Here is a 17,193-nt window from a genome sequence, read left to right as displayed (position 1 = left end):
GCTCCGCCTTTCAGGCCCGGAATATGAAGTAGACAGCCCCTAGGATACACAGGGCAGCCCACAGATAGTCAAGCTTGAGGGGTTGCTGCATGTAGAGCAGCGCGAAGGGAACGAACACCGTGAGGGTGATCGCCTCCTGCATGATCTTCAACTGGGCGAGGTTGAGTTCCTGTGCGCCGATGCGGTTGGCGGGCACCTGCAGCAGGTATTCGAACAGCGCGATGCCCCAGCTGATGAAGGCTGCCACGTACCAGGGCGAGGTGGCCAGGTTCTTCAGGTGGCCGTACCACGCGAAGGTCATGAAGATGTTGGAGGCCGACAGCAGCAGGGCAGTCTGGATCCAGGTCGGCATTCAGAGGGGCTCGGTGCGGGTGATGGCCTGGTCGGCGACGGACGGCAGGAAATCCTGTCCAAGGCCGAGGACGGGCAGGACGATGTCCGGTGCGACTTCCAGCAACGGCAGCAGCACGAAGGCGCGCTGGTGCATGCGTGGGTGGGGCAGGGTGAGCTCGGCTTCCTGCATCTGCAACTGGCCGTACAGCAGCAGGTCGAGGTCCAGCGTGCGCGGGGCGTTGGGCACGCTGCGCACGCGGCCGTGGCGGGCCTCGATGGCGAGCAGCTGGTGCAACAGCGCCAACGCCGGTATTTCGGTGTCCACCGCCACCACGGCGTTGATGAAATCGGGCTGGTTGAGCAGGCCGACCGGCGCACTGCGGTACAGGGACGAGCGGGCCACGACCCGGGTGCCGGGGAGGGCGCCGAGGTCGTCGACGGCGGCCCGCAGATGCTTGACTGGTTCCCCGATGTTGGCGCCAAGCGCCACGTAGGCGCGGGTGACTGCTACGTCGCTCATTCTGCAGACGGCGCGGGCTTCTTGCGGCGCCGACGCTTACGGGTGGCGCCACTCTTGTCGGGGACCAGCATGCCTTCGCGGGCGTCCGGGTTGGCGTCGGCAAAGGCGTCCCACCAGTCGGGCAGCTCCATCGGGAGCTCGCCGGACTGGGCGCGCAGGCGCAGGAAGTCCCAGCCGGCCCGGTAACGCGGTTGTTCGAGCAGGCGGTACGGGGTCTTGCCGGCGCGCTTCTCGAAGCGCGGCTGCAGGGCCCAGATTTCCTTGATGTCGCCGACGATGCGGCGGGTGATGGCGAGCTTGCCGGACTGCCGATCGAGGACCGCATCCATCGCCTCGAACAGCGCGGGCTGGGAATGTTCGCCTTTTTCCTTGCGGGCTTCCCAGTCGGCCAGCACTTCGTGCCACAGCAGCGTGGCGAACAGGAAGCCAGGCGACACGGGTTTGCCCTGGCGGACCCGTTCGTCGGTGTTTTCGAGGGACAGCCAGACGAAGCGCTCACCCAGCGGCTGCTCGAGGATCACGTCGAGCAGCGGTAGCAGACCGTGGTGCAGGCCTTCTTCGCGCAGCTGGCGGAGGCACTTGACTGCGTGGCCGGACATCAGCAGCTTGAGCATCTCGTCGAAGAGACGGGCCGGCGGCACGTTCTCGAGGAGGCTGGCCATCTCGCGGATCGGTGCCCGCGCTGCAGGGTCGATGGTGAGGCCCAGCTTGGCGCCGAGGCGGGCAGCACGCAGCATGCGCACCGGGTCCTCGCGGTAGCGCACACGCGGTTCGCCGATCATGCGCAGCGTCTTCTGCTGCAGGTCAGCAACGCCGTGATGGTAGTCCACCACCGTTTCGTCGGTGGGATTGTAGTACAGCGCATTGACGGTGAAGTCGCGGCGAGTGGCGTCCTCGGCCATCGAGCCGAACACGTTGTCGCGCAGCACGCGGCCGTGTTCGTCGGTTTCGGCGGATTCAGCATCCTGCATCGCGCGGAAGGTGGACACCTCGATGGTCTCGGGGCCGCTCATCACGTGCACGATCTTGAAGCGGCGGCCGATGATGCGCGAACGGCGGAATAACGCGCGGACTTCTTCCGGCGTGGCGCTGGTGGCGACGTCGAAATCCTTCGGCGTCTGGCCGACGATGATGTCGCGGACCGCTCCGCCGACGACATAGGCCTTGTGCCCGTTTTCCTGCAGGACGGCGCAGACCTTGTTGGCGGCAGGGGAAATTTGTTCCCGGCGGACTCCGTGGCGATTGACGGGGATGACCGCGGGTTCGGGCAGGGCATTGGCAGGTGCGGCGCGGCGAAATACTCGGCGCAGCAGTTTGCGGATCATTGGCGGGGCTTGGATTATTGGGGTCAAGTCGCGCATGATAACCCATCAGGCGGCCGGGTTTGGCTTCCGCGGCGGTCCTCGCGACCGTCGAGACTTTGTCCGGACGCAATTTCCACCTGCTGGAGACTTACGCGATGCTGCGCTTCTCTGCCAATCTGTCTTTCCTGTTCCTCGACAAGCCTTTCCTGGAGCGTTTCGCGGCAGCCGCGGAAGCCGGCTTCAAGGGGGTCGAATTCCATTTTCCTTACGCCTTTCCCCTCGACGAGGTGGTGGATGCCGCCCGGCGCGCGGCGGTGGAGGTGGTGCTGTTCAATTTTCCGGCTGGCGACTGGGCGGGCGGCGAACGGGGCATCGCGTGTCTGCCGGAACGGGTCGCCGAGTTCCGCGATGGCGTGCTGGAAGCGGCGCGCTACGCGGAAGGACTGAAATGCCCGCGCATCAACTGCCTCGCCGGCCTCCGGCCGGCCGATAGCGATGAAGCACTGCTGCGCGAAACCCTGGTGGACAACCTGCGCTTTGCGGCCGATACCCTGGCCCCGGTGGAACGCCACGTATTGATGGAACCGCTCAACAGCCGCGACACGCCGGGCTTCATGGTGGATCGCACGGTACCGGCGCTGGCGCTGCTGGATGCGGCAGAACGTCCGAACCTGTTCCTGCAGTACGACATCTACCACGCCCAGGTGATGGAGGGCGATCTGGCCCGGACGCTGGGCACCCATTTGCCGCGCATCGGCCACATCCAGCTGGCGGACAATCCGGGGCGCCATCAGCCGGGCACAGGCGAGATCAACTTCCCCTTCCTGTTCAAGCACCTGCGTGGCCTGGGCTACGGCGGCTGGATCGGTTGCGAGTACGTCCCGAGCGGGGCGACGGAGGATTCCTTTGGCTGGATGGCTGCTTAGTAGCGAGGCATGCCGCCATTCAGGTGCCTGAAAATGTCGATGGAGTAAATGCTGTTCGGGTCGAAACTGTTGGGCTGCGGGTGTCCAACACAGGAGCGCACCCCATGCCTGACCCCGATTTCCACTGGACGGCGTCGTCCGCTGCTGCCGCGGTGTCGGCCGCTTCGGTGTCGGCCACGGAGCTGCTGGAGCGCTGCCTGGAGCGTATAGACCGCTTCAATCCACGCCTGAACGTGCTTGTGACGGTGGACGTTCCGGCCACGCGCAAGGCCGCGCTGGACGTGGAGGGCAGGCTTGCTGTCGGCGAGCGTCTGCCGCTGCTGGGCGTTCCGATCTCCTTCAAGGATTCCTTTGCCACCCGGGGTTGCGTACCACCGCCAGCTACAGGCCGCTGGTCGATCATGTGACCGACCGGGACGCCTGCGTGGTCGGCCGGCTGCGGGCGGCGGGGGCCGTCGTGGTCGGCAAGAGCAATCTGCCGGAGCTGGCTGGCGCGCCCCATTGCTGGAGCCCCTTGTTCGGCTTGACGCGTAACGCGTAACCTCTGGAGCCCGGCGCTGATGCCCGGCGGCAGCTCGGGTGGAGCGGCCGTTGCCGCCGGGCCTTGACCTGTTGCACCTTCACAGGCTTTTCGGAATCATCGGTGGGGTTGAGATCGGGCTCGGCATGCCAGCCTGGCAGCGGAGGCGGTTGCCGGTGGCGGCGCGGCTGGGGGGCGTTCTTGGCGGATTTGTGCTTCCGTCTCTGGATTCCTGCGCGAGCCGGAAAAGCTCCGTGACGCGCATTCGTGCCGATGTATGGTGATTATGACGAAAATGATTTCAGAAGGCTGGATGCAGTTTCTTTTCGTGGCGATACCGGCGTTGTCCCTGATCGGTACGTGGATGGGGCTTCGTACTGTAGGGCGCTTATCTGACAGACGTCGGACCGAGATGGGTACTTGTGATAGGGGCATAAAATACCCGTTCAACATCGATCGAAAAATGGTGAAAATGTCACGGATACGTTCTGAAAGATTATGTAAAGCGTAAGGGAGGGCCGGTATATCCAAAATTAACAGTTAATATTATTGAATTAGAGGTTGTCGTCGATCACGGATCGGCACGCTGGAATGCTGTATTCGCAGATGCTGGCGGCGGCCTGTTCTTACGGTTATGCCATTTATGTTGAAACCACACCCATCGTCCTTCGCTGTGCCTGAGACAACGTCAGCCAAGAAGCGCTATCAGGCGGAAGCCTGTGTGGCCAAGCATACGGGTGATCGGACCGAGCAGCAGGACAGGGCTGCCGTCTTTGCGCACCCGACCCGCAAGGGTACGTTGATGGCGGTCCTTGCCGATGGTATGGGTGGGCATTCCGGTGGTGCGATGGCGGCGGAGCAGGTCATCCTGAAGGCCCGTCAGAATTTCGAGGCTTTCGCGCCCGCCTCCGAAAGTGCAACCGACCTGCTGCGCAGCATCGTCGACGAGGCGCATATCGTCATCAAGCTCACCCGTTTCACCAGTGAGCAGGACCCGCACAGTACGGCGGTCGTCTTCATGATGCAGCCGGACCGTGCTGACTGGGCCCATTGCGGGGACTCGCGCTTTTATCATTTCCGGGCCGGCCAACTGGTGACCCGCAGTATCGACCATTCGCTGGTCGAAGAACTGGTTCGTAAGGGACGGCTCGATCCGGAAGGGGCGTTGCGCCACCCGAACCGCAACGTATTGCTGTCCTGCCTTGGGTCGGAGCGGGAGCCGCGGGTGGATTTCGGGCACGCATCGCCGCTGGTTGGAGGCGATGCTTTCCTGTTGTGCTCCGATGGCCTGTGGGCCTACATCACCGAAGAGGAAACGGGGCAGATCCTGGCCAGCATGTCGCCCCGGGATGCGGCTTCGGCGCTGATCGAACTGGCACGCCATCGGGCCAAAGGCGGCGGCGACAATATCTCCCTGGCCGTCGTCAAGCTCGTCGAAGTCGACAGCAACAAACGCACACGCTGAACTCAGCGCGTGCGCAGCCAGTTTCTGCGCCAGAACGATGCGGCCATCAGTGCCGCGGCGCCAATCATCATGCCCATCGCCATGTCAAAGCCGTCATGTGTGTCGAGCAGTGGCATGTCGTGGAAGTTCATGCCGAAGATGCCCGCGATCAGCGTGGCTGGCATGAACAGCGTGGTCAGCACGGTGAGGATGCGCACTTCGGTATTGAGCCGGTTGCTGACGCTGGACAGGTAGATGTCCAGCAAGTCGGCGAGCAGGTCGCGTACCGATTCCAGCGTTTCGAGCACATGCACCGTGTGGTCGTAGATATCCCTTAAATAAAGGCGCGTTTCGCTGGAAAAGAAGCCGTTGTCGGCCCGTCCCAGGCTGTTGAGCACTTCGCGCAGCGGCCAGACGGCGCGGCGCAGCACCAGGGCTTCATGCTTGACCCGGTTGATTTCCGCCAGCAGTTCCGGTGTCGGGCGGGTCAGCGCTTGGTCTTCCAGTTCCTCCGCCATGTCGGCCAGGTTGTCGAGCATCACGAAATAGCGATCCACCAGCGTATCCAGCAGCGCATAGGCCAGGTAGTCGACGCCATGGGTGCGCATGGCGCCGCGTTCCGAGCGCAGGCGTTCGCGCACCGCTTCGAAGGTGCCGGTTGCGCGTTCCTGGAACGTCAGCACGAAATTGTGCCCGAGCACGATGCTGACCTGATCCGAGGTCAGGCTGCGGCTTTCCGGATCGAAATCAAAGCAGCGTGCGACGATGTATAGATAATCCGCATATTCGTCGTTCTTGGGACGCTGGTGGGTGTTCAGGATGTCTTCCTGTACCAGCGGATGCAGTTTGAAGCGTCGTCCGATTTCCGTCATCACGGCCGGGTCATGCAGCCCATATACATTCAGCCACAGCTTGCCATTGCCGGGCTGATATTGGCGGGATGCTTCGAGGGAGTCGAAGCGAGTCTCCTGAACACCGTTGGAATCGAACTCGATGAGGGTGATACTGGGCTTTTCGGTCTTGATTTCACCGATATGTACCAGTGAACCTGGGGGTAACCCTAACTTCCGAGTGGGATGGGATCGTTTCTTGCTAGACTTTCGCATCGTATTTGCGATATTCGGTTCAAATAACCGGATTTTCGTGCAGGATATGGGTGAAATTCGGGTTTTCCCGGGTGGCATCCGGCAGTATCGAGTCGTCTGCGAAACCCTCTCGCGACGATATCAGATTTCCAACTACCCCTCGAAGGAGCTTCCATGCCCCTGGTCATCGGTGTGACCAAAGAGCTTACGCCGGGAGAGCGCCGCGTTGCGCTCGTTCCGGACGTAGCCAAGAAATATCAAGGGCTTGGCGCAGCTTTGCTGCTCCAGGCCGGCGCCGGCGCATCGGCTTATTACCGTGACGAAGATTACGGAGCCGCTGAATCGACCGCCGATCCGCAGTCGGTGCTGCAGAAAGCCGACGTCATCCTGCAGGTTCAGCCGTTGGGGCTCGAAGCCCTGGCCGAGCTGAAGCCCGGTACGGTACTGGTGGGTTTGCAACAACCCTGGTCCAGCAAGGAGCGAGTGGAGCTTTTGCGCCAAAAGCAGATCACCTGTTTCGCTTTGGAACTGCTGCCCCGTATCAGCCGTGCGCAAAGCATGGATGTGCTGTCCAGCCAGGCTGCAGTGGCGGGCTACGAGTGCGCGCTGATCGCCGCCGACCATTCGCCGAAGTTCTTCCCGATGCTCACCTACGCGGCCGGCACGATCCGCCCGGCCAAGGTGCTGGTGATCGGCGCCGGCGTGGCCGGCCTGCAGGCCATCGCCACGGCCAAGCGCCTGGGCGCGATGGTTTCCGGCTACGACGTGCGGCCGGAAACCAAGGAGCAGATCGAGTCGCTGGGTGCAAAGTTTGTTGACACCGGCGTCTCCGCTTCCGGCTCCGGCGGCTATGCCCGCGAGCTCACCGACGACGAAAAGCGTCAGCAGGCCGACAAGCTTGGCAAGGCCGTCGCCGATTGTGATGCGCTGATCACCACTGCCGCGATCCCGGGCAAGAAGGCGCCGGTGATCATCAGCGCCGACATGGTGGCGCGCATGAAGCCGGGCTCGGTGGTCGTCGATATGGCGGCCGAGACCGGCGGCAACGTGGCCGGTACGGTGGCCGGCGAAAAGGTGTGGGTCGGCGAGACCCTCATCGTCGGCCCGACCCACATCCCAAGCCGCATGCCGGTGCATGCCTCCGAGATGTACGCCAAGAACCTTTTCAACTTCATCAGCCCGTTCATCAAGGACGGCGCGCTGACCCTCGACTGGGACGATGAAGTGATGGCCGGTGCCTGTCTGACCCACGCGGGCGAAGTTCGCCACGCGGGCGTCAAGCAGGCCCTGGGCCTCTGACCGGGAGACGAGATCATGGACGGATTTGTTGCAATCTACATCTTCATGCTCGCCGCCTTCACCGGCTACGAGGTGATTTCCCGTGTGCCGGTGATCCTGCACACCCCGCTGATGTCCGGCTCGAACTTCGTGCACGGCGTGGTGCTGGTGGGCGGCATGATCGCCCTCGGCCAGGCGGAAACCCCGCTCGAACAGGCCATCGGCTTCGTTGCCGTGCTGCTCGGTGCCGCCAACGCGGCGGGCGGCTACGTGGTGACCGAACGCATGCTCGCCATGTTCAAGGCTAAGGAGAAGAACTGATGGCTATCAAGTGGCTGATTGACGCGAGTTACTTCGTCGCCGCAATCCTCTTCATCCTCGGCCTGAAGGGCATGAGTTCGCCGGTGACGGCGCGCAAGGGCATCGTCTGGGCTGGCGTCGGCATGGTGCTCGCCACCGTGGTGACCTTCCTTACCCCGGGCATGAACAACTTCGCGTTGATGATCATCGCTATCGCCATCGGCGGTGCGCTGGCCTGGATCTCCGGCAAGAAGGTCGCCATGACCGACATGCCGCAGATGGTGGCGATCTACAACGGCATGGGTGGCGGCGCCGCGGCGGCCATCGCGGCGGTGGAGTTCGCCCGCGGCGAGATGCACGGCGTGGTCGTGACCCTGCTGGCAACTCTCGGTGCGCTGATTGGTGCGGTGTCCTTCGCGGGCTCCGTGGTGGCCTGGGCGAAGCTGCAGGGCGTCATGAAGAAGGCCTTCCGGCTGCCGGCTCAGAACGGGGTAAACATCCTCCTCGCACTGGTTACCGTGGGTGTCGGCGCGGCCATCGTGATCGCTCCGCAGGTCGATCCGACCTTGGTCGGCGCCTTCTTCATCCTGGCGCTGGTGCTTGGCACCGTCATCACGCTGCCGATCGGCGGCGCCGACATGCCGGTGGTGATCTCCCTGTTCAACGCCTTCACCGGCCTGGCCGTGGGTTTCGAAGGCTTCGTGATGGGCATTCCGGCGCTGATCATCGCTGGCATCGTGGTCGGTGCTGCCGGCACGCTGCTGACCCAGTTGATGGCCAAGGCCATGAACCGGCCGATCAGCAACATCCTCTTCGTGCCGATGGCGGCGGCCGGCGGTGGCGAAGCGGTGGAAGGCGAGCAGAAGGAAGTCGGCGCGATGGATGCGGCGGCGATGATGCGCTACGCCTCCAAGGTCATTATCGTGCCGGGCTACGGCATGGCTGTGGCCGGTGCCCAGCACAAGGTGTGGGAGATGACCGAACTGCTGGAGGAGGCCGGGGTGGACGTCAGCTTCGCGATCCACCCGGTGGCGGGGCGGATGCCGGGCCACATGAACGTGCTGCTGGCCGAGGCGGGCGTGCCCTACGACAAGATCTTCGACCTGGAAGAGATCAATGGCGATTTCCCGCAGGCCGACGTGGCCTTGGTGATCGGTGCCAACGACGTGGTGAACCCGTCGGCGCGCACCGACAAGTCCAGCCCTATCTACGGCATGCCGATCCTCAACGCGGACATGGCGCAGAACGTCATCGTCGTGAAGCGCGGCAAGGGTACCGGCTACTCGGGCATCGAGAACGCGCTGTTCTACAAGGACAACACCCGTCTGCTGTACGGCTCGGCCCAGCAGGCGATCGGTGAAGTCATCCAGCACGTGAAGGCGCTGTCGGTGTAAGGGTGTAAAGGCGCAGTTGCAGATTTCGCGCCTCGGACAAAAGGGCCACCGGGGAAACCTGGTGGCCCTTTTGCAATCCTGTGGCCGATGTCGTTAAACCAGATCGGCCGGCATCACCGTACGCAATACCGTCTGGGTCTCATCTTCGCGGACGCGGTTGGTGAACCACCACAGCGCGCCCTTCTTGATGGTCCAGTCGGCTTCATGGCCGGACAGCAGCAGGGAGGCCAGGCGGCCGAGTTCCGGCTGATGGCCGACGACCAGCACCGAGCCACCGCCATCCGGCCAGCCGCAGGCGGCCAGAATGCCGGAAATGTCGTTTCCCGGCGCCAGGGCCTGGACGATCTCGAAATCCTTGGTGAAGGCGCTCGCCGTCTGGCGGGTGCGTGTGGTCGGGCTGACCAGCACGCGCAGCTTCTTGGGGCGGCGGCTTTCCAGCCACTCGGCTACCTTGTGAGCCTGGCGCAGGCCGCGCTCGGTCAACTCACGGGTGCTGTCCGGCAGGCCGTCCACGGCTTCGGCGTGGCGCCACAGCAGTAAATCCATTTTATGGGTCTCCTCTCTCCTCGAAAGAGGGCGGGAGTCTGCGGCCGGGACGTTACCGGAAGATGAAACCATCATCGTCTCCACGGAGCCTTGCCCCACAGGATGGGTTCGAGGGCGGGCAGCACGCTCTTGCGCAGGCGGGCGATGCGCGGAGCATGCCAGCCGGCGACGAAGGCCGCGCCGCTGCGTAGTTCGGGATCCTTGCCTGCCCAGGCTTTCAGGCGGCTGCGGGCGACGGCTTCGTCGTTGAGATAGCCGAGGATCTCCTGGACATCCGCGATATCGTTGGCGTAGCGCACGGTGGCCTTTTCCGGCAGCAGGGGCAGCAGGAATTCGATGGCGTAACGGAGGCGCTTGAGGGAGACCCGCAGCTCGTGGAGTTTTTCCGGATGCAGCTCCTGGGCGACGGTATGGCGCTTGCGCGCCCGTTTGCGCAATTGACTCAGCTGCAGGCGGGCGAAGGTGGTGAGATTGGCGGACTTCACCAGTGCGTCGCTCTCGAGCGCATAGAGGTCGGCGGCAAGGGCCAACATCTGACGGCCGTGGCTGGCGGCGAGGAGCTGTTCGCGGGCTGCGGCCTTTTCCCGGTCGCGGCGGTCCACGGCCATAGCGATCAGGCGCTGGGTTGCTTCGTCGGCGAGGCCGGATTCGGCCACCGGCGTGAGCACCTCGGCAATCATCACGTCGAGGTCGCGGGCGGCGCCGAGCCCGTCGGCAGCGTCCTTGAGCCCGTCGGACCAGCGCTGCACGAACTCGGCTGGAAGTGCTGGTCCGAACAGGCGCAGCGCGGAGCGCAGGCGGCGTAGGGCGACCCGCAACTGGTGGATGAACTCCGGATCGTCGCTTTCCCGCGCGCCGGATTCATTGGCCTGCCACAGCGCCAGGCAGTCGAAGCCGATGACGCGGAAGGCGTCCACCGGGGATTGTTCGGCGCTCAGCCGCGACGGCCTGGCCTTGGCAGGGCGCAGGGCGTGATTGGAATAGAGGCGATAGCCGCGCTCGGCCTTGCTGACGTTTTCCGGGGTGAGGGGCAGGGTTTCCGCCAGTTGCAGCGCGATGGCATACAGCTCGCGTGGATCGCCTTCCACCAGCTCCAGTTCGAGCTCGCACAGGGGCTTGCTGCGCTCGGCGGCTTCGATGGTCCCGCTGTCGATCATCGCCAGCACCTTGACGCCTTCGCGCGGCGTGAGGATGCAGGTTTCGCGTTTGAAATGGGTGGTGAATACCGGGATCAGGCGCGGGTGCAGGCTGTCGAGGCGGTTGCGCACGTCGTCCCGGTCGATGGCCGAGAAGTCGAAGCTGCCGTTGGCGTAGGGCTGCTCCCATTCCGGCCGGCTGGACAGGCCGCCGAGGGATTCGGCGGCGCACTTCACCGTCTGTAGCCAGTGGCTGCCGGCCTTGCGGGTGCGCACGGCCATGCGGCGTTCGCGCAGCTCCAGCTCGGGCGTGTCGAAATAGGTGTTTTCCAGGGTGACGCTACGACCTTCACGGGGCGCTTCGGCGATCAGCGGGTGGCGGCGCAGGGCGGCCAGGGATTTTTGCGGGAAGGTGAGCTTGAGTTCGATTTCGTTGCTCATGGCGGGCCGTTGGCAAAGAGGGAGCGCGGTGCCGGCTGAAAAAAATAATGCCGACGGAAATCGGGGCATTCTAGCCCCGTGTCGAAGGCGCTGTCTTGCTTGGGCAGATGACAAAGGCGGCCTTGGCCGGCCTTGAGAAGTCAGTTCGTGTCGAACACGGTTTCCGTGCTGCCGCGCTGTCCGCGATTGTCGAGCCACGCGACACCGACCTTGTCGCCGGCCTTGACGTCCTGCAACTGGAAGGTGAACAAGGGGTTGGCTGACACGGCGGTACCGAACCCGGCTTCAAGGATAGAACGGCCGTTGAGGCTCAACGTCATGGATGTGATGTAGTGGGCAGGGATGGTTTGCCCTGCAGGATCGTGGCGCAGGCCCGATTCCATCGGGTGGGGGATCAGCAGCCGGACTTCGCCGGTGCTGCCCTTCAGTGTTGCGCGGATCTTGATCGGATCGGCCATGGTGATGTGCTTTACTCTCCGCAGCCGCCGATGGTGACCTTCACGTCCCGGAACACGGTGTAGAACCTGCCGCCAGCCATGGCGACCAGCCGCAGGCGCGAACTCTCGGCCATCTTGATGCGGGTCTGGAAGCGCGGGAGGACTTCCGGGCCGAAGCTGAATTGCAGCACAAGTGGAAAGGGGTTCTTGTCCACGAGCACGGTCAGTTGAGTGGTGCCCGGAATGGCGCTGATGCCTTCGATCGGCACGGCGGCGCCGTTCTCGGCGATTTCCGGCGCCCGGATGATCAATGCGGCGTTCTGTTCGGCGGCGCCGGCACCGAGCAGGCGCAGCGCATCAAGGGCCGTCCGGGCTTCGAAGGCGTCTCGCCCGCTCTCCGTGCCGAGCGCCATCCCGGGCTTCAGCAGGCCGGTGCCGACAAGAGGGGCCAAGGCACCGGCGGAGCCGAAGGCCTGCAGAAAGCTCCGGCGGCGCATGCCTTAGTCTTCCGCCTTCCAGTGCCCGGACTTGCCGCCTTCCTTTTCGAGCAGGCGGATGCCTTCCATCGTCATGCCCTTGTCCACGGCCTTGCACATGTCGCTTATCCGGGGCTGGAAGCCAGTATCTACGCGGGTTTCAGGGTTCACTTTGTACCTTCTGTCCAACGTGATTTGGACAAAATTTGGACAGAAAACGGCCGGATTAGCCCGGCCTTGTCCACTGTGCTGCACCCGAGGCGCGCTGTCAAAGCACCGCCGGTTCTTCCTCGTGCCACTCGCGCACATCCGCCACACACTCAACCGTGCCGCCCAGCTTGCCCAGTTCATCGGCGCTCAGTTCAGACAGCACGTCGCACAGGGTATCCGGGGTGCCGCACAGGGCCTTCACGATCCGCACACGCTCTTCGTGCTGCAGGCGGGATGCTTCGCGCTGTGCGAGGGCTTCCGCGTTCTCGGCTTCCCCCTGGGCTACCTGCACCTTCACGGTCGCGGGTGCATCGAGGAAGGATTGATCGGGCGTGGTATTGTTTCCGAAGGTCATTTTCGTGCTCTCAGTCAGCATGGTTTGATCTAGGCGGGCGGGAGGCTGTCACCTCCTGCTTCGCCGCTCTGTCTCGTGCAAGACAGGCACCCACTATAACACCAAAATGCACCCACGTTCATCGTAAGTTATTGATTTGTATGTGCTAACACGTTACCTTGTGCGTCTATTTGAACGGGCGTTCGGGTAGGTCGTGCGGCTGGACAGGCCGGCGGGTGCCCCCCCGGGAGGGACCAACGTGTGTGACCCCTTGGCGGGGGGGTACCCGTTTCACGCATGAGGCGCCCGTATTTGCTCACTGTTAATTTGCCTACATTTATGGGTGTTGTTCGATGATCGCCTTTCTCCCCAAGACCCGCCCATATCGGGTGACTCGATTCACTGAAGGCACGGACGCACTGTCCGGCAAAACGGTGGTGGTCCCGGTCATCACCGGGGCGGTGCTCACGGGTAGTGCGCCAGGGAAATACAAGTTCGATGAACCCCAGGCTGGCTTCTGGGGTTGGCTCAAGGGGCGGTTACGCCATCTGTGCGAGTGAGGGGCGGCACGAAATGAAAAAGGCCGGGTTGCCCCGGCCAGTCCTTGGTTACACCTTCTCGCGTGGGAAGCTCTCATGCAGACGGGTCACGATCTCGTCTGCCATCTCGCGCAGCCTGAACATCATGAGCTGTGCCGCAGCAATGTCATCTTTCGTGCGGGGGTAGGCTCGGATCATCGCAGACACGGCATCGGCCCATGCCACCCACGCGCGACACTCGGCTTCAACCTTCTGGGCGAGATACGGATAGCCGTTCATCACGTCAGCCATCAGTGCCGCAGGCATGACGCGCCAGCCAAGCTGGCGGGCGATACCGCCCAGGACCGCCGCCACGCCCGTGTTCGTCACGTTGAAGCTGAACTGCTCCTGCTCGCCGCTCTCGAACTCGGCCAAGGATGCATTGCGCGCGATGGCGTGATCCTTCCACAGGACGCGGATGTGCTCCTGGCACGAGGTGATGTAGTACCGGTAATCCGGCGGGCTGTCAGAGCGCAGCTCCTGTGCGCGGCACAGTGCGTGTTCAGTGAGGCCGTGGGCGAACCACTCGGCGGGCGTGGCGTTGCTCTTGAGGCTGGGGGGGTTGGTAGTGGTCATGTCGAATTTCCTCACGGTAGTTGTTCAGTTTGATTCTGGCTCGAGCCAGAAGCGGCGGCCGGCGTCCTTGCCCGACCATTCGCGCACGTGGCGGAAGCCCAGTTGGCGCAGCGCAGTCCCCAGCGCACGAAGGCTGGGGCGGTCGCGGTACTTGCCCTTCAGGTGCGGCAGCAGCAGTTCCGCGCTGATCTTCTGGCGGTGGGTTTCGGGCCAGCCGGCTAGCACGGCGCGGACTTGATCCACGAGCTGGGGCGGTGCTGCCGGCTTCTCGTGCTTGGCCGGCTGGGGGCGCGGCGGTGCGTTACTAAGCTCGGCGCGGCGGTGCGCAAGGGCATTCAGGAAGCTGCTGGTCGAACGGGGGGTCTGATTCACAGGCGGTGATCCTTCAAATTTTGCTGTTCGGTGGCTGCTTGGGCACGAAGTAGGGGTGTCGGAACCCCAAACAGGGCAGGTAGGGCGGGTTTTATGGCTTTTTCTGTAAAGTCCTAAAGGAAATAGATATAGGGACTTTTGCCAAAACAGGACACAAACACGCCCTACCGGCCCTGATCGATTACATACCCACCTCGTGCAGACTCAGGCCGGCGTAGAAGCGGGCGCCGTTGCTCTTTGCCTCACCGTGGCCGCGCTCATTCAGCTTGCGGCTGAAGCTGGCCTTCGAGCCGGCGCGGGTGCCGTTGCCCTCGTTCCAGGTTTTCCACAGTGCGTACAGCTTCCCCTGTTCCACTCGTGCATCCGGGCCGCGCAGGGTCTTGTCCTCCAGGAACTCACCCAGCAGATCGGACTCCTTGCGGTAGGCGGCGGACTCACGGCGCACCGTCGCGGAAGGCTTCAGGCCGATGCGTTGCCACTCCAGGCAGCCATCCACCATCCAGCGCAAAATGCCGTCGCGCTCTTCGAGCAACTTCTCTTCGAGCCGGGAGTCACGTTCGTGCTCGGCGAACTGGCGGCGGAAGGGGATCAGATGCAGGCGGCGCCAGATGCCGTCATCCTCACCCGTCACGATGGGGCGGTGGTTCGTGCGCAGCCAGGGCTTGGCAGTCGGTTGGAACTCAAAGAAGTCGCCGTACATGTAGCGCGCCGCGATCGGCTCACGCCCGGCCACTGCTTTGACGAGTTGCTCATCGAGGCGATCACCCTGGCCCAGTTCGTTGATCCCCAGGTAGCGGGCACCGCACTGTCGGGCAATGTCTGGGCGCGGACCCGTGTCACCGTTGGCGCGAGTCACCAGCAGGGAACTGGGTGCGGTCTGGGCGTAGCCTCCCAGGATCGCGGAAACCACGTTGCTGAAAACGGATTTGCCGTTCGCGCCATGCCCGAAGCAGATGAACAGCACCTCCTCGGTCGTCACACCGGTCAAGCTGTAGCCCAGTGCGCGCTGGAGGTACTGCACCGTTTCAGAATCGCCTTGGGAAATGTCGTCCACGAACTTTTCCCAGAGCGGGCACTCCGCGTCATGGCGGTATGCAGCGGCGCACTGGCGCGTAATCAGCATGGCCGGACCGGGGGCCAGCAGGGTGGCGGTCTTCAAACTCACCGTGCCGTTGAGCACGCCCACCAGCCAGGGGTCGGCGTCCAACTCGGACATGTGGCCGATCGTCATACTCAGCATGCCGGCACCTCCTCGGACTTGGCGAGCTCGATCATGGCTTCCAGGCGCTTGATGCCCTGCAGCGCCAGTGCCCAGGCCATGGCCTTCCGGTTGCGCTCGGGGTCAGCTTTGTACTGCGCAGTCACGTGGTCAAGGATCTTGTCCGCCACCTTCTTGGCGGCCTGCATCTCCTCGCCTTTGTTGCACCATTCCCAGACCGTGCCGTTCCACTTTAGCCAGCAGTTACGCGGGGCCACGAAGCGCAGCTTGTCTTTCATCGCCTTGGCGAAGAGCCGGCCCGCGCGAATGTCACCCACCGGCCCGCCTTCCTCGTTACCACTCGTGCCGGCTTCGATCTGCGCGGCGCTGGCGCTGCTGTGCTTGGGCCTCCAGCCGCTCTTCTTTGCAAGGTCGAACACAGTGCCCAGCCCTGTCGGGGTACTCACCATGCCAGCCTTCATGCGTTCCATCAGGTCATCGAATGTGCGTTCGTACTTCTGCGCGTCGAACTTCAGGCAAGGGGCATTCATGCTGCACCCCCTTCCGGCTTCTGCAGCAGGCCGGCAGACCAGCGGCGCCCCAGGTCGCGCGCGCTTTCACCGAACTCGCTCACCAACCCCCCGAGCACGCGGAACCATGTGGCACGGTCGCAGTCAGGGGCAATGTGCGCCAGGGCCTGTTCCACTTCCTCGATGCTATGCTTGCGCTGCTGCGGTGCCGCTTCAAGGATGTTCCCCGCGTCCCCGCTGGCCTTGGCCCAGGCCGGCAGGGCGCCCATCCCTTCCGCAGCAGCTCCTTCACTCGTGCCATGCTTTGCGAGAGCCGCAACAACCGCCGCGTGGAACTTCCCGTGCGTGGTCGGCTTGCCCTGGTGCTTGATCTTCACCGTCTTCGGGTTGGCCGGGTCTTTGCGGTTCGTGGTGCCGGGCAGGCGCAGCACCGATGCCGCGTCCTTCGTGCGGCTGGGGTCAGCCAGGAAGCCAGCAGCCTTGCAGAGCGCGCCGAGGCCCATAGTAGTGGGCTCCCAGGTCGCGCGATCCACAGGCTCAACAAAGGCCCAGTACACGTGCAGGCCGTTGCCGCTATCCACGATCCACGTGGGCTGCGGTAGGCCGTTGGCCTTGATGAACGCATTGAAGGCCTGGGCGGCTTCCTTCTTCGTGGCGTAGCCCTGGCCCTTGGCGGCCTTGTCCGCCCCGCAGTCGATGTCCAGCCATGCGGCCTTCACCTCGCGGACGTTCTCCTTTGTGCGGAAGCGGGGCTTCCCGTCCGGGCCGGTGACTTGAGGGGTCACGTATGTCGAGCAGCCGTGATAAACGGTCTTGCCTGCTGCGTCCAACTCGGCGGCCTTGGCGAGCATTTCCTCGTCAGTGCTGAACTGGTAGTGCTGCGCGCCCGGCATCACGAACAGGGTGCGGATGCCTTCGCCCAGGATCAGGCGGCAGAAGGCCAGAGCCATCGCCAAGATACCGAACTCCAAGGGTTGGTTCTCACTCGTGCTCATGCGGCCACCTTGTCTGCCACCTTGTGGGCCGCGAGCCAGTTGTCCAACTCACTGCGCAGGTAGAACACAACCTTGGCGCCGATCTTGTAGAAGGGCACACCGTGGCGGCGGTGCGTGGCATCCTGGGCGAGGAAGGTTTTGGACACTCCCAGGTAGTGGGCGGCCTCTTCGCGCGTCATGCGTTCGGCCGGGAAGTCAGGGGTGTGTTGCGTGGTTGCGTTGTGCATCGCGGTTTCCTTTTGGGATACGGGAAAATCCCC

General features: G+C 63.7%; 21 protein-coding genes and 2 pseudogenes. 7 read left to right on the top strand and 16 right to left on the bottom strand.

The annotated features are described in order from the left end of the window. Window positions 1-10: 10 nt before the first annotated feature. Genes AC1PQG_RS14760 through pcnB form a run of 3 tightly spaced genes read right to left on the bottom strand, consistent with a single transcriptional unit; the run spans window position 11 to window position 2,178 of the window. Window positions 11-352: a DMT family protein gene (locus tag AC1PQG_RS14760; RefSeq protein WP_481118589.1), complete on the bottom strand. Its 342-nt coding sequence runs from the start codon at window positions 350-352 to the stop codon at window positions 11-13. Next, the gene (folK, locus tag AC1PQG_RS14755) at window positions 353-853 is read right to left on the bottom strand and encodes a 2-amino-4-hydroxy-6-hydroxymethyldihydropteridine diphosphokinase (RefSeq protein ID WP_481118588.1); all 501 of its coding nucleotides are present in this window, start codon (window positions 851-853) and stop codon (window positions 353-355) included. After that, complete coding sequence (gene pcnB, locus AC1PQG_RS14750) at window positions 850-2,178, bottom strand: polynucleotide adenylyltransferase PcnB (RefSeq protein ID WP_481118587.1); 1,329 nt, start codon at window positions 2,176-2,178, stop codon at window positions 850-852. The genes folK and pcnB overlap by 4 nt, the downstream gene beginning before the upstream one ends. 134 nt (window positions 2,179-2,312) lie before the next feature. On the opposite strand from pcnB, the gene hyi reads away from it, so the two are divergent. From hyi to AC1PQG_RS14735, 3 genes and pseudogenes are all read left to right on the top strand, one after another. Then, window positions 2,313-3,083 carry a hydroxypyruvate isomerase gene (hyi, locus tag AC1PQG_RS14745; protein ID WP_481123013.1) on the top strand — a complete coding sequence of 257 codons (771 nt, stop codon included), beginning with the start codon at window positions 2,313-2,315 and terminating at the stop codon, window positions 3,081-3,083. 104 nt (window positions 3,084-3,187) lie between these two features. Further along, a pseudogene (locus tag AC1PQG_RS14740) lies at window positions 3,188-3,624 on the top strand (amidase family protein). A 622-nt stretch (window positions 3,625-4,246) separates the two neighbouring features. Further along, window positions 4,247-5,068, top strand: coding sequence for a PP2C family protein-serine/threonine phosphatase (locus AC1PQG_RS14735; RefSeq protein WP_481118586.1), 822 nt, complete (start codon window positions 4,247-4,249; stop codon window positions 5,066-5,068). 2 nt (window positions 5,069-5,070) lie between these two features. On the opposite strand, the gene corA is transcribed toward AC1PQG_RS14735, so the two are convergent. Next, a complete protein-coding gene (corA, locus tag AC1PQG_RS14730) occupies window positions 5,071-6,153 on the bottom strand; it encodes a magnesium/cobalt transporter CorA (protein WP_481123012.1) in 1,083 nt (360 codons plus the stop codon). Window positions 6,154-6,306: 153 nt separating this feature from the next. Between corA and AC1PQG_RS14725 the strand changes: the two genes are divergently transcribed. The 3 genes from AC1PQG_RS14725 to AC1PQG_RS14715 are packed head-to-tail and all read left to right on the top strand — an operon-like array spanning window position 6,307 to window position 9,104. After that, entirely contained in the window at window positions 6,307-7,431 is a 1,125-nt protein-coding gene (locus AC1PQG_RS14725) for an NAD(P) transhydrogenase subunit alpha (protein WP_481118585.1), read from the top strand. 15 nt (window positions 7,432-7,446) lie between these two features. Next, complete coding sequence (locus AC1PQG_RS14720; RefSeq protein ID WP_079435886.1) at window positions 7,447-7,731, top strand: NAD(P) transhydrogenase subunit alpha part 2; 285 nt, start codon at window positions 7,447-7,449, stop codon at window positions 7,729-7,731. After that, complete coding sequence (locus AC1PQG_RS14715; RefSeq protein ID WP_481118584.1) at window positions 7,731-9,104, top strand: NAD(P)(+) transhydrogenase (Re/Si-specific) subunit beta; 1,374 nt, start codon at window positions 7,731-7,733, stop codon at window positions 9,102-9,104. The genes AC1PQG_RS14720 and AC1PQG_RS14715 overlap by 1 nt, the downstream gene beginning before the upstream one ends. A gap of 93 nt (window positions 9,105-9,197) precedes the next feature. On the opposite strand, the gene AC1PQG_RS14710 is transcribed toward AC1PQG_RS14715, so the two are convergent. The 6 genes and pseudogenes from AC1PQG_RS14710 to AC1PQG_RS14685 form a co-directional block, all read right to left on the bottom strand. Next, entirely contained in the window at window positions 9,198-9,650 is a 453-nt protein-coding gene (locus AC1PQG_RS14710) for a SixA phosphatase family protein (RefSeq protein ID WP_481118583.1), read from the bottom strand. Window positions 9,651-9,721: 71 nt separating this feature from the next. Beyond that, window positions 9,722-11,227, bottom strand: coding sequence for a CYTH and CHAD domain-containing protein (locus AC1PQG_RS14705; RefSeq protein ID WP_481118582.1), 1,506 nt, complete (start codon window positions 11,225-11,227; stop codon window positions 9,722-9,724). 140 nt (window positions 11,228-11,367) lie between these two features. Continuing rightward, window positions 11,368-11,685: a thiosulfate oxidation carrier complex protein SoxZ gene (gene soxZ / locus AC1PQG_RS14700; protein WP_481118581.1), complete on the bottom strand. Its 318-nt coding sequence runs from the start codon at window positions 11,683-11,685 to the stop codon at window positions 11,368-11,370. A gap of 11 nt (window positions 11,686-11,696) precedes the next feature. Then, window positions 11,697-12,161 (bottom strand): thiosulfate oxidation carrier protein SoxY, encoded by a 465-nt coding sequence (locus tag AC1PQG_RS14695; RefSeq protein WP_481118580.1) that lies wholly within the window; start codon window positions 12,159-12,161, stop codon window positions 11,697-11,699. Between the two features lie 3 nt (window positions 12,162-12,164). Further along, window positions 12,165-12,269, bottom strand: a pseudogene (locus AC1PQG_RS14690) (cyclic pyranopterin monophosphate synthase MoaC); the annotation flags it as partial. 139 nt (window positions 12,270-12,408) lie between these two features. After that, a complete protein-coding gene (locus AC1PQG_RS14685) occupies window positions 12,409-12,705 on the bottom strand; it encodes a hypothetical protein (protein WP_481118579.1) in 297 nt (98 codons plus the stop codon). 332 nt (window positions 12,706-13,037) lie between these two features. Here AC1PQG_RS14685 and AC1PQG_RS14680 point away from each other — a divergent pair, with 332 nt between their 5' ends. Beyond that, window positions 13,038-13,244, top strand: a complete 207-nt coding sequence (locus tag AC1PQG_RS14680; protein ID WP_481118578.1) for a hypothetical protein — start codon at window positions 13,038-13,040, stop codon at window positions 13,242-13,244. A 48-nt stretch (window positions 13,245-13,292) separates the two neighbouring features. Here the strand turns inward: AC1PQG_RS14680 and AC1PQG_RS14675 are convergent, their stop codons facing one another. The 6 genes from AC1PQG_RS14675 to AC1PQG_RS14650 form a co-directional block, all read right to left on the bottom strand. Further along, entirely contained in the window at window positions 13,293-13,838 is a 546-nt protein-coding gene (locus AC1PQG_RS14675) for a hypothetical protein (protein ID WP_481118577.1), read from the bottom strand. A 24-nt stretch (window positions 13,839-13,862) separates the two neighbouring features. Further along, entirely contained in the window at window positions 13,863-14,210 is a 348-nt protein-coding gene (locus AC1PQG_RS14670; RefSeq protein WP_481118576.1) for a hypothetical protein, read from the bottom strand. A gap of 181 nt (window positions 14,211-14,391) precedes the next feature. Then, complete coding sequence (locus AC1PQG_RS14665; RefSeq protein WP_481118575.1) at window positions 14,392-15,450, bottom strand: DNA primase family protein; 1,059 nt, start codon at window positions 15,448-15,450, stop codon at window positions 14,392-14,394. Next, window positions 15,444-15,959 (bottom strand): hypothetical protein, encoded by a 516-nt coding sequence (locus AC1PQG_RS14660; RefSeq protein ID WP_481118574.1) that lies wholly within the window; start codon window positions 15,957-15,959, stop codon window positions 15,444-15,446. The genes AC1PQG_RS14665 and AC1PQG_RS14660 overlap by 7 nt, the downstream gene beginning before the upstream one ends. Next, window positions 15,956-16,933, bottom strand: a complete 978-nt coding sequence (locus AC1PQG_RS14655; RefSeq protein WP_481118573.1) for a hypothetical protein — start codon at window positions 16,931-16,933, stop codon at window positions 15,956-15,958. Before AC1PQG_RS14655 ends, AC1PQG_RS14660 begins: the two co-directional genes overlap by 4 nt. Further along, window positions 16,930-17,160 carry a helix-turn-helix transcriptional regulator gene (locus AC1PQG_RS14650; RefSeq protein WP_481118572.1) on the bottom strand — a complete coding sequence of 77 codons (231 nt, stop codon included), beginning with the start codon at window positions 17,158-17,160 and terminating at the stop codon, window positions 16,930-16,932. Before AC1PQG_RS14650 ends, AC1PQG_RS14655 begins: the two co-directional genes overlap by 4 nt. Window positions 17,161-17,193 lie beyond the last annotated feature (33 nt).

This window comes from Zoogloea sp. GDB6, assembly GCF_056724105.1.
The sequence above is the reverse complement of the archived record's forward strand: the minus strand, read 5'-3'. Positions and strand labels throughout refer to the sequence as shown.

What these genes read in the sequence shown, in the direction of transcription:
- AC1PQG_RS14760 (WP_481118589.1), bottom strand. Translation starts at nt 352, where the DNA reads ATGCCGACCTGGATCCAGACTGCCCTGCTGCTGTCGGCCTCCAACATC.
- folK (WP_481118588.1), bottom strand. Translation starts at nt 853, where the DNA reads ATGAGCGACGTAGCAGTCACCCGCGCCTACGTGGCGCTTGGCGCCAAC.
- pcnB (WP_481118587.1), bottom strand. Translation starts at nt 2,178, where the DNA reads ATGATCCGCAAACTGCTGCGCCGAGTATTTCGCCGCGCCGCACCTGCC.
- hyi (WP_481123013.1), top strand. Translation starts at nt 2,313, where the DNA reads ATGCTGCGCTTCTCTGCCAATCTGTCTTTCCTGTTCCTCGACAAGCCT.
- AC1PQG_RS14735 (WP_481118586.1), top strand. Translation starts at nt 4,247, where the DNA reads ATGTTGAAACCACACCCATCGTCCTTCGCTGTGCCTGAGACAACGTCA.
- corA (WP_481123012.1), bottom strand. Translation starts at nt 6,153, where the DNA reads ATGCGAAAGTCTAGCAAGAAACGATCCCATCCCACTCGGAAGTTAGGG.
- AC1PQG_RS14725 (WP_481118585.1), top strand. Translation starts at nt 6,307, where the DNA reads ATGCCCCTGGTCATCGGTGTGACCAAAGAGCTTACGCCGGGAGAGCGC.
- AC1PQG_RS14720 (WP_079435886.1), top strand. Translation starts at nt 7,447, where the DNA reads ATGGACGGATTTGTTGCAATCTACATCTTCATGCTCGCCGCCTTCACC.
- AC1PQG_RS14715 (WP_481118584.1), top strand. Translation starts at nt 7,731, where the DNA reads ATGGCTATCAAGTGGCTGATTGACGCGAGTTACTTCGTCGCCGCAATC.
- AC1PQG_RS14710 (WP_481118583.1), bottom strand. Translation starts at nt 9,650, where the DNA reads ATGGATTTACTGCTGTGGCGCCACGCCGAAGCCGTGGACGGCCTGCCG.
- AC1PQG_RS14705 (WP_481118582.1), bottom strand. Translation starts at nt 11,227, where the DNA reads ATGAGCAACGAAATCGAACTCAAGCTCACCTTCCCGCAAAAATCCCTG.
- soxZ (WP_481118581.1), bottom strand. Translation starts at nt 11,685, where the DNA reads ATGGCCGATCCGATCAAGATCCGCGCAACACTGAAGGGCAGCACCGGC.
- AC1PQG_RS14695 (WP_481118580.1), bottom strand. Translation starts at nt 12,161, where the DNA reads ATGCGCCGCCGGAGCTTTCTGCAGGCCTTCGGCTCCGCCGGTGCCTTG.
- AC1PQG_RS14685 (WP_481118579.1), bottom strand. Translation starts at nt 12,705, where the DNA reads ATGACCTTCGGAAACAATACCACGCCCGATCAATCCTTCCTCGATGCA.
- AC1PQG_RS14680 (WP_481118578.1), top strand. Translation starts at nt 13,038, where the DNA reads ATGATCGCCTTTCTCCCCAAGACCCGCCCATATCGGGTGACTCGATTC.
- AC1PQG_RS14675 (WP_481118577.1), bottom strand. Translation starts at nt 13,838, where the DNA reads ATGACCACTACCAACCCCCCCAGCCTCAAGAGCAACGCCACGCCCGCC.
- AC1PQG_RS14665 (WP_481118575.1), bottom strand. Translation starts at nt 15,450, where the DNA reads ATGCTGAGTATGACGATCGGCCACATGTCCGAGTTGGACGCCGACCCC.
- AC1PQG_RS14660 (WP_481118574.1), bottom strand. Translation starts at nt 15,959, where the DNA reads ATGAATGCCCCTTGCCTGAAGTTCGACGCGCAGAAGTACGAACGCACA.
- AC1PQG_RS14655 (WP_481118573.1), bottom strand. Translation starts at nt 16,933, where the DNA reads ATGAGCACGAGTGAGAACCAACCCTTGGAGTTCGGTATCTTGGCGATG.
- AC1PQG_RS14650 (WP_481118572.1), bottom strand. Translation starts at nt 17,160, where the DNA reads ATGCACAACGCAACCACGCAACACACCCCTGACTTCCCGGCCGAACGC.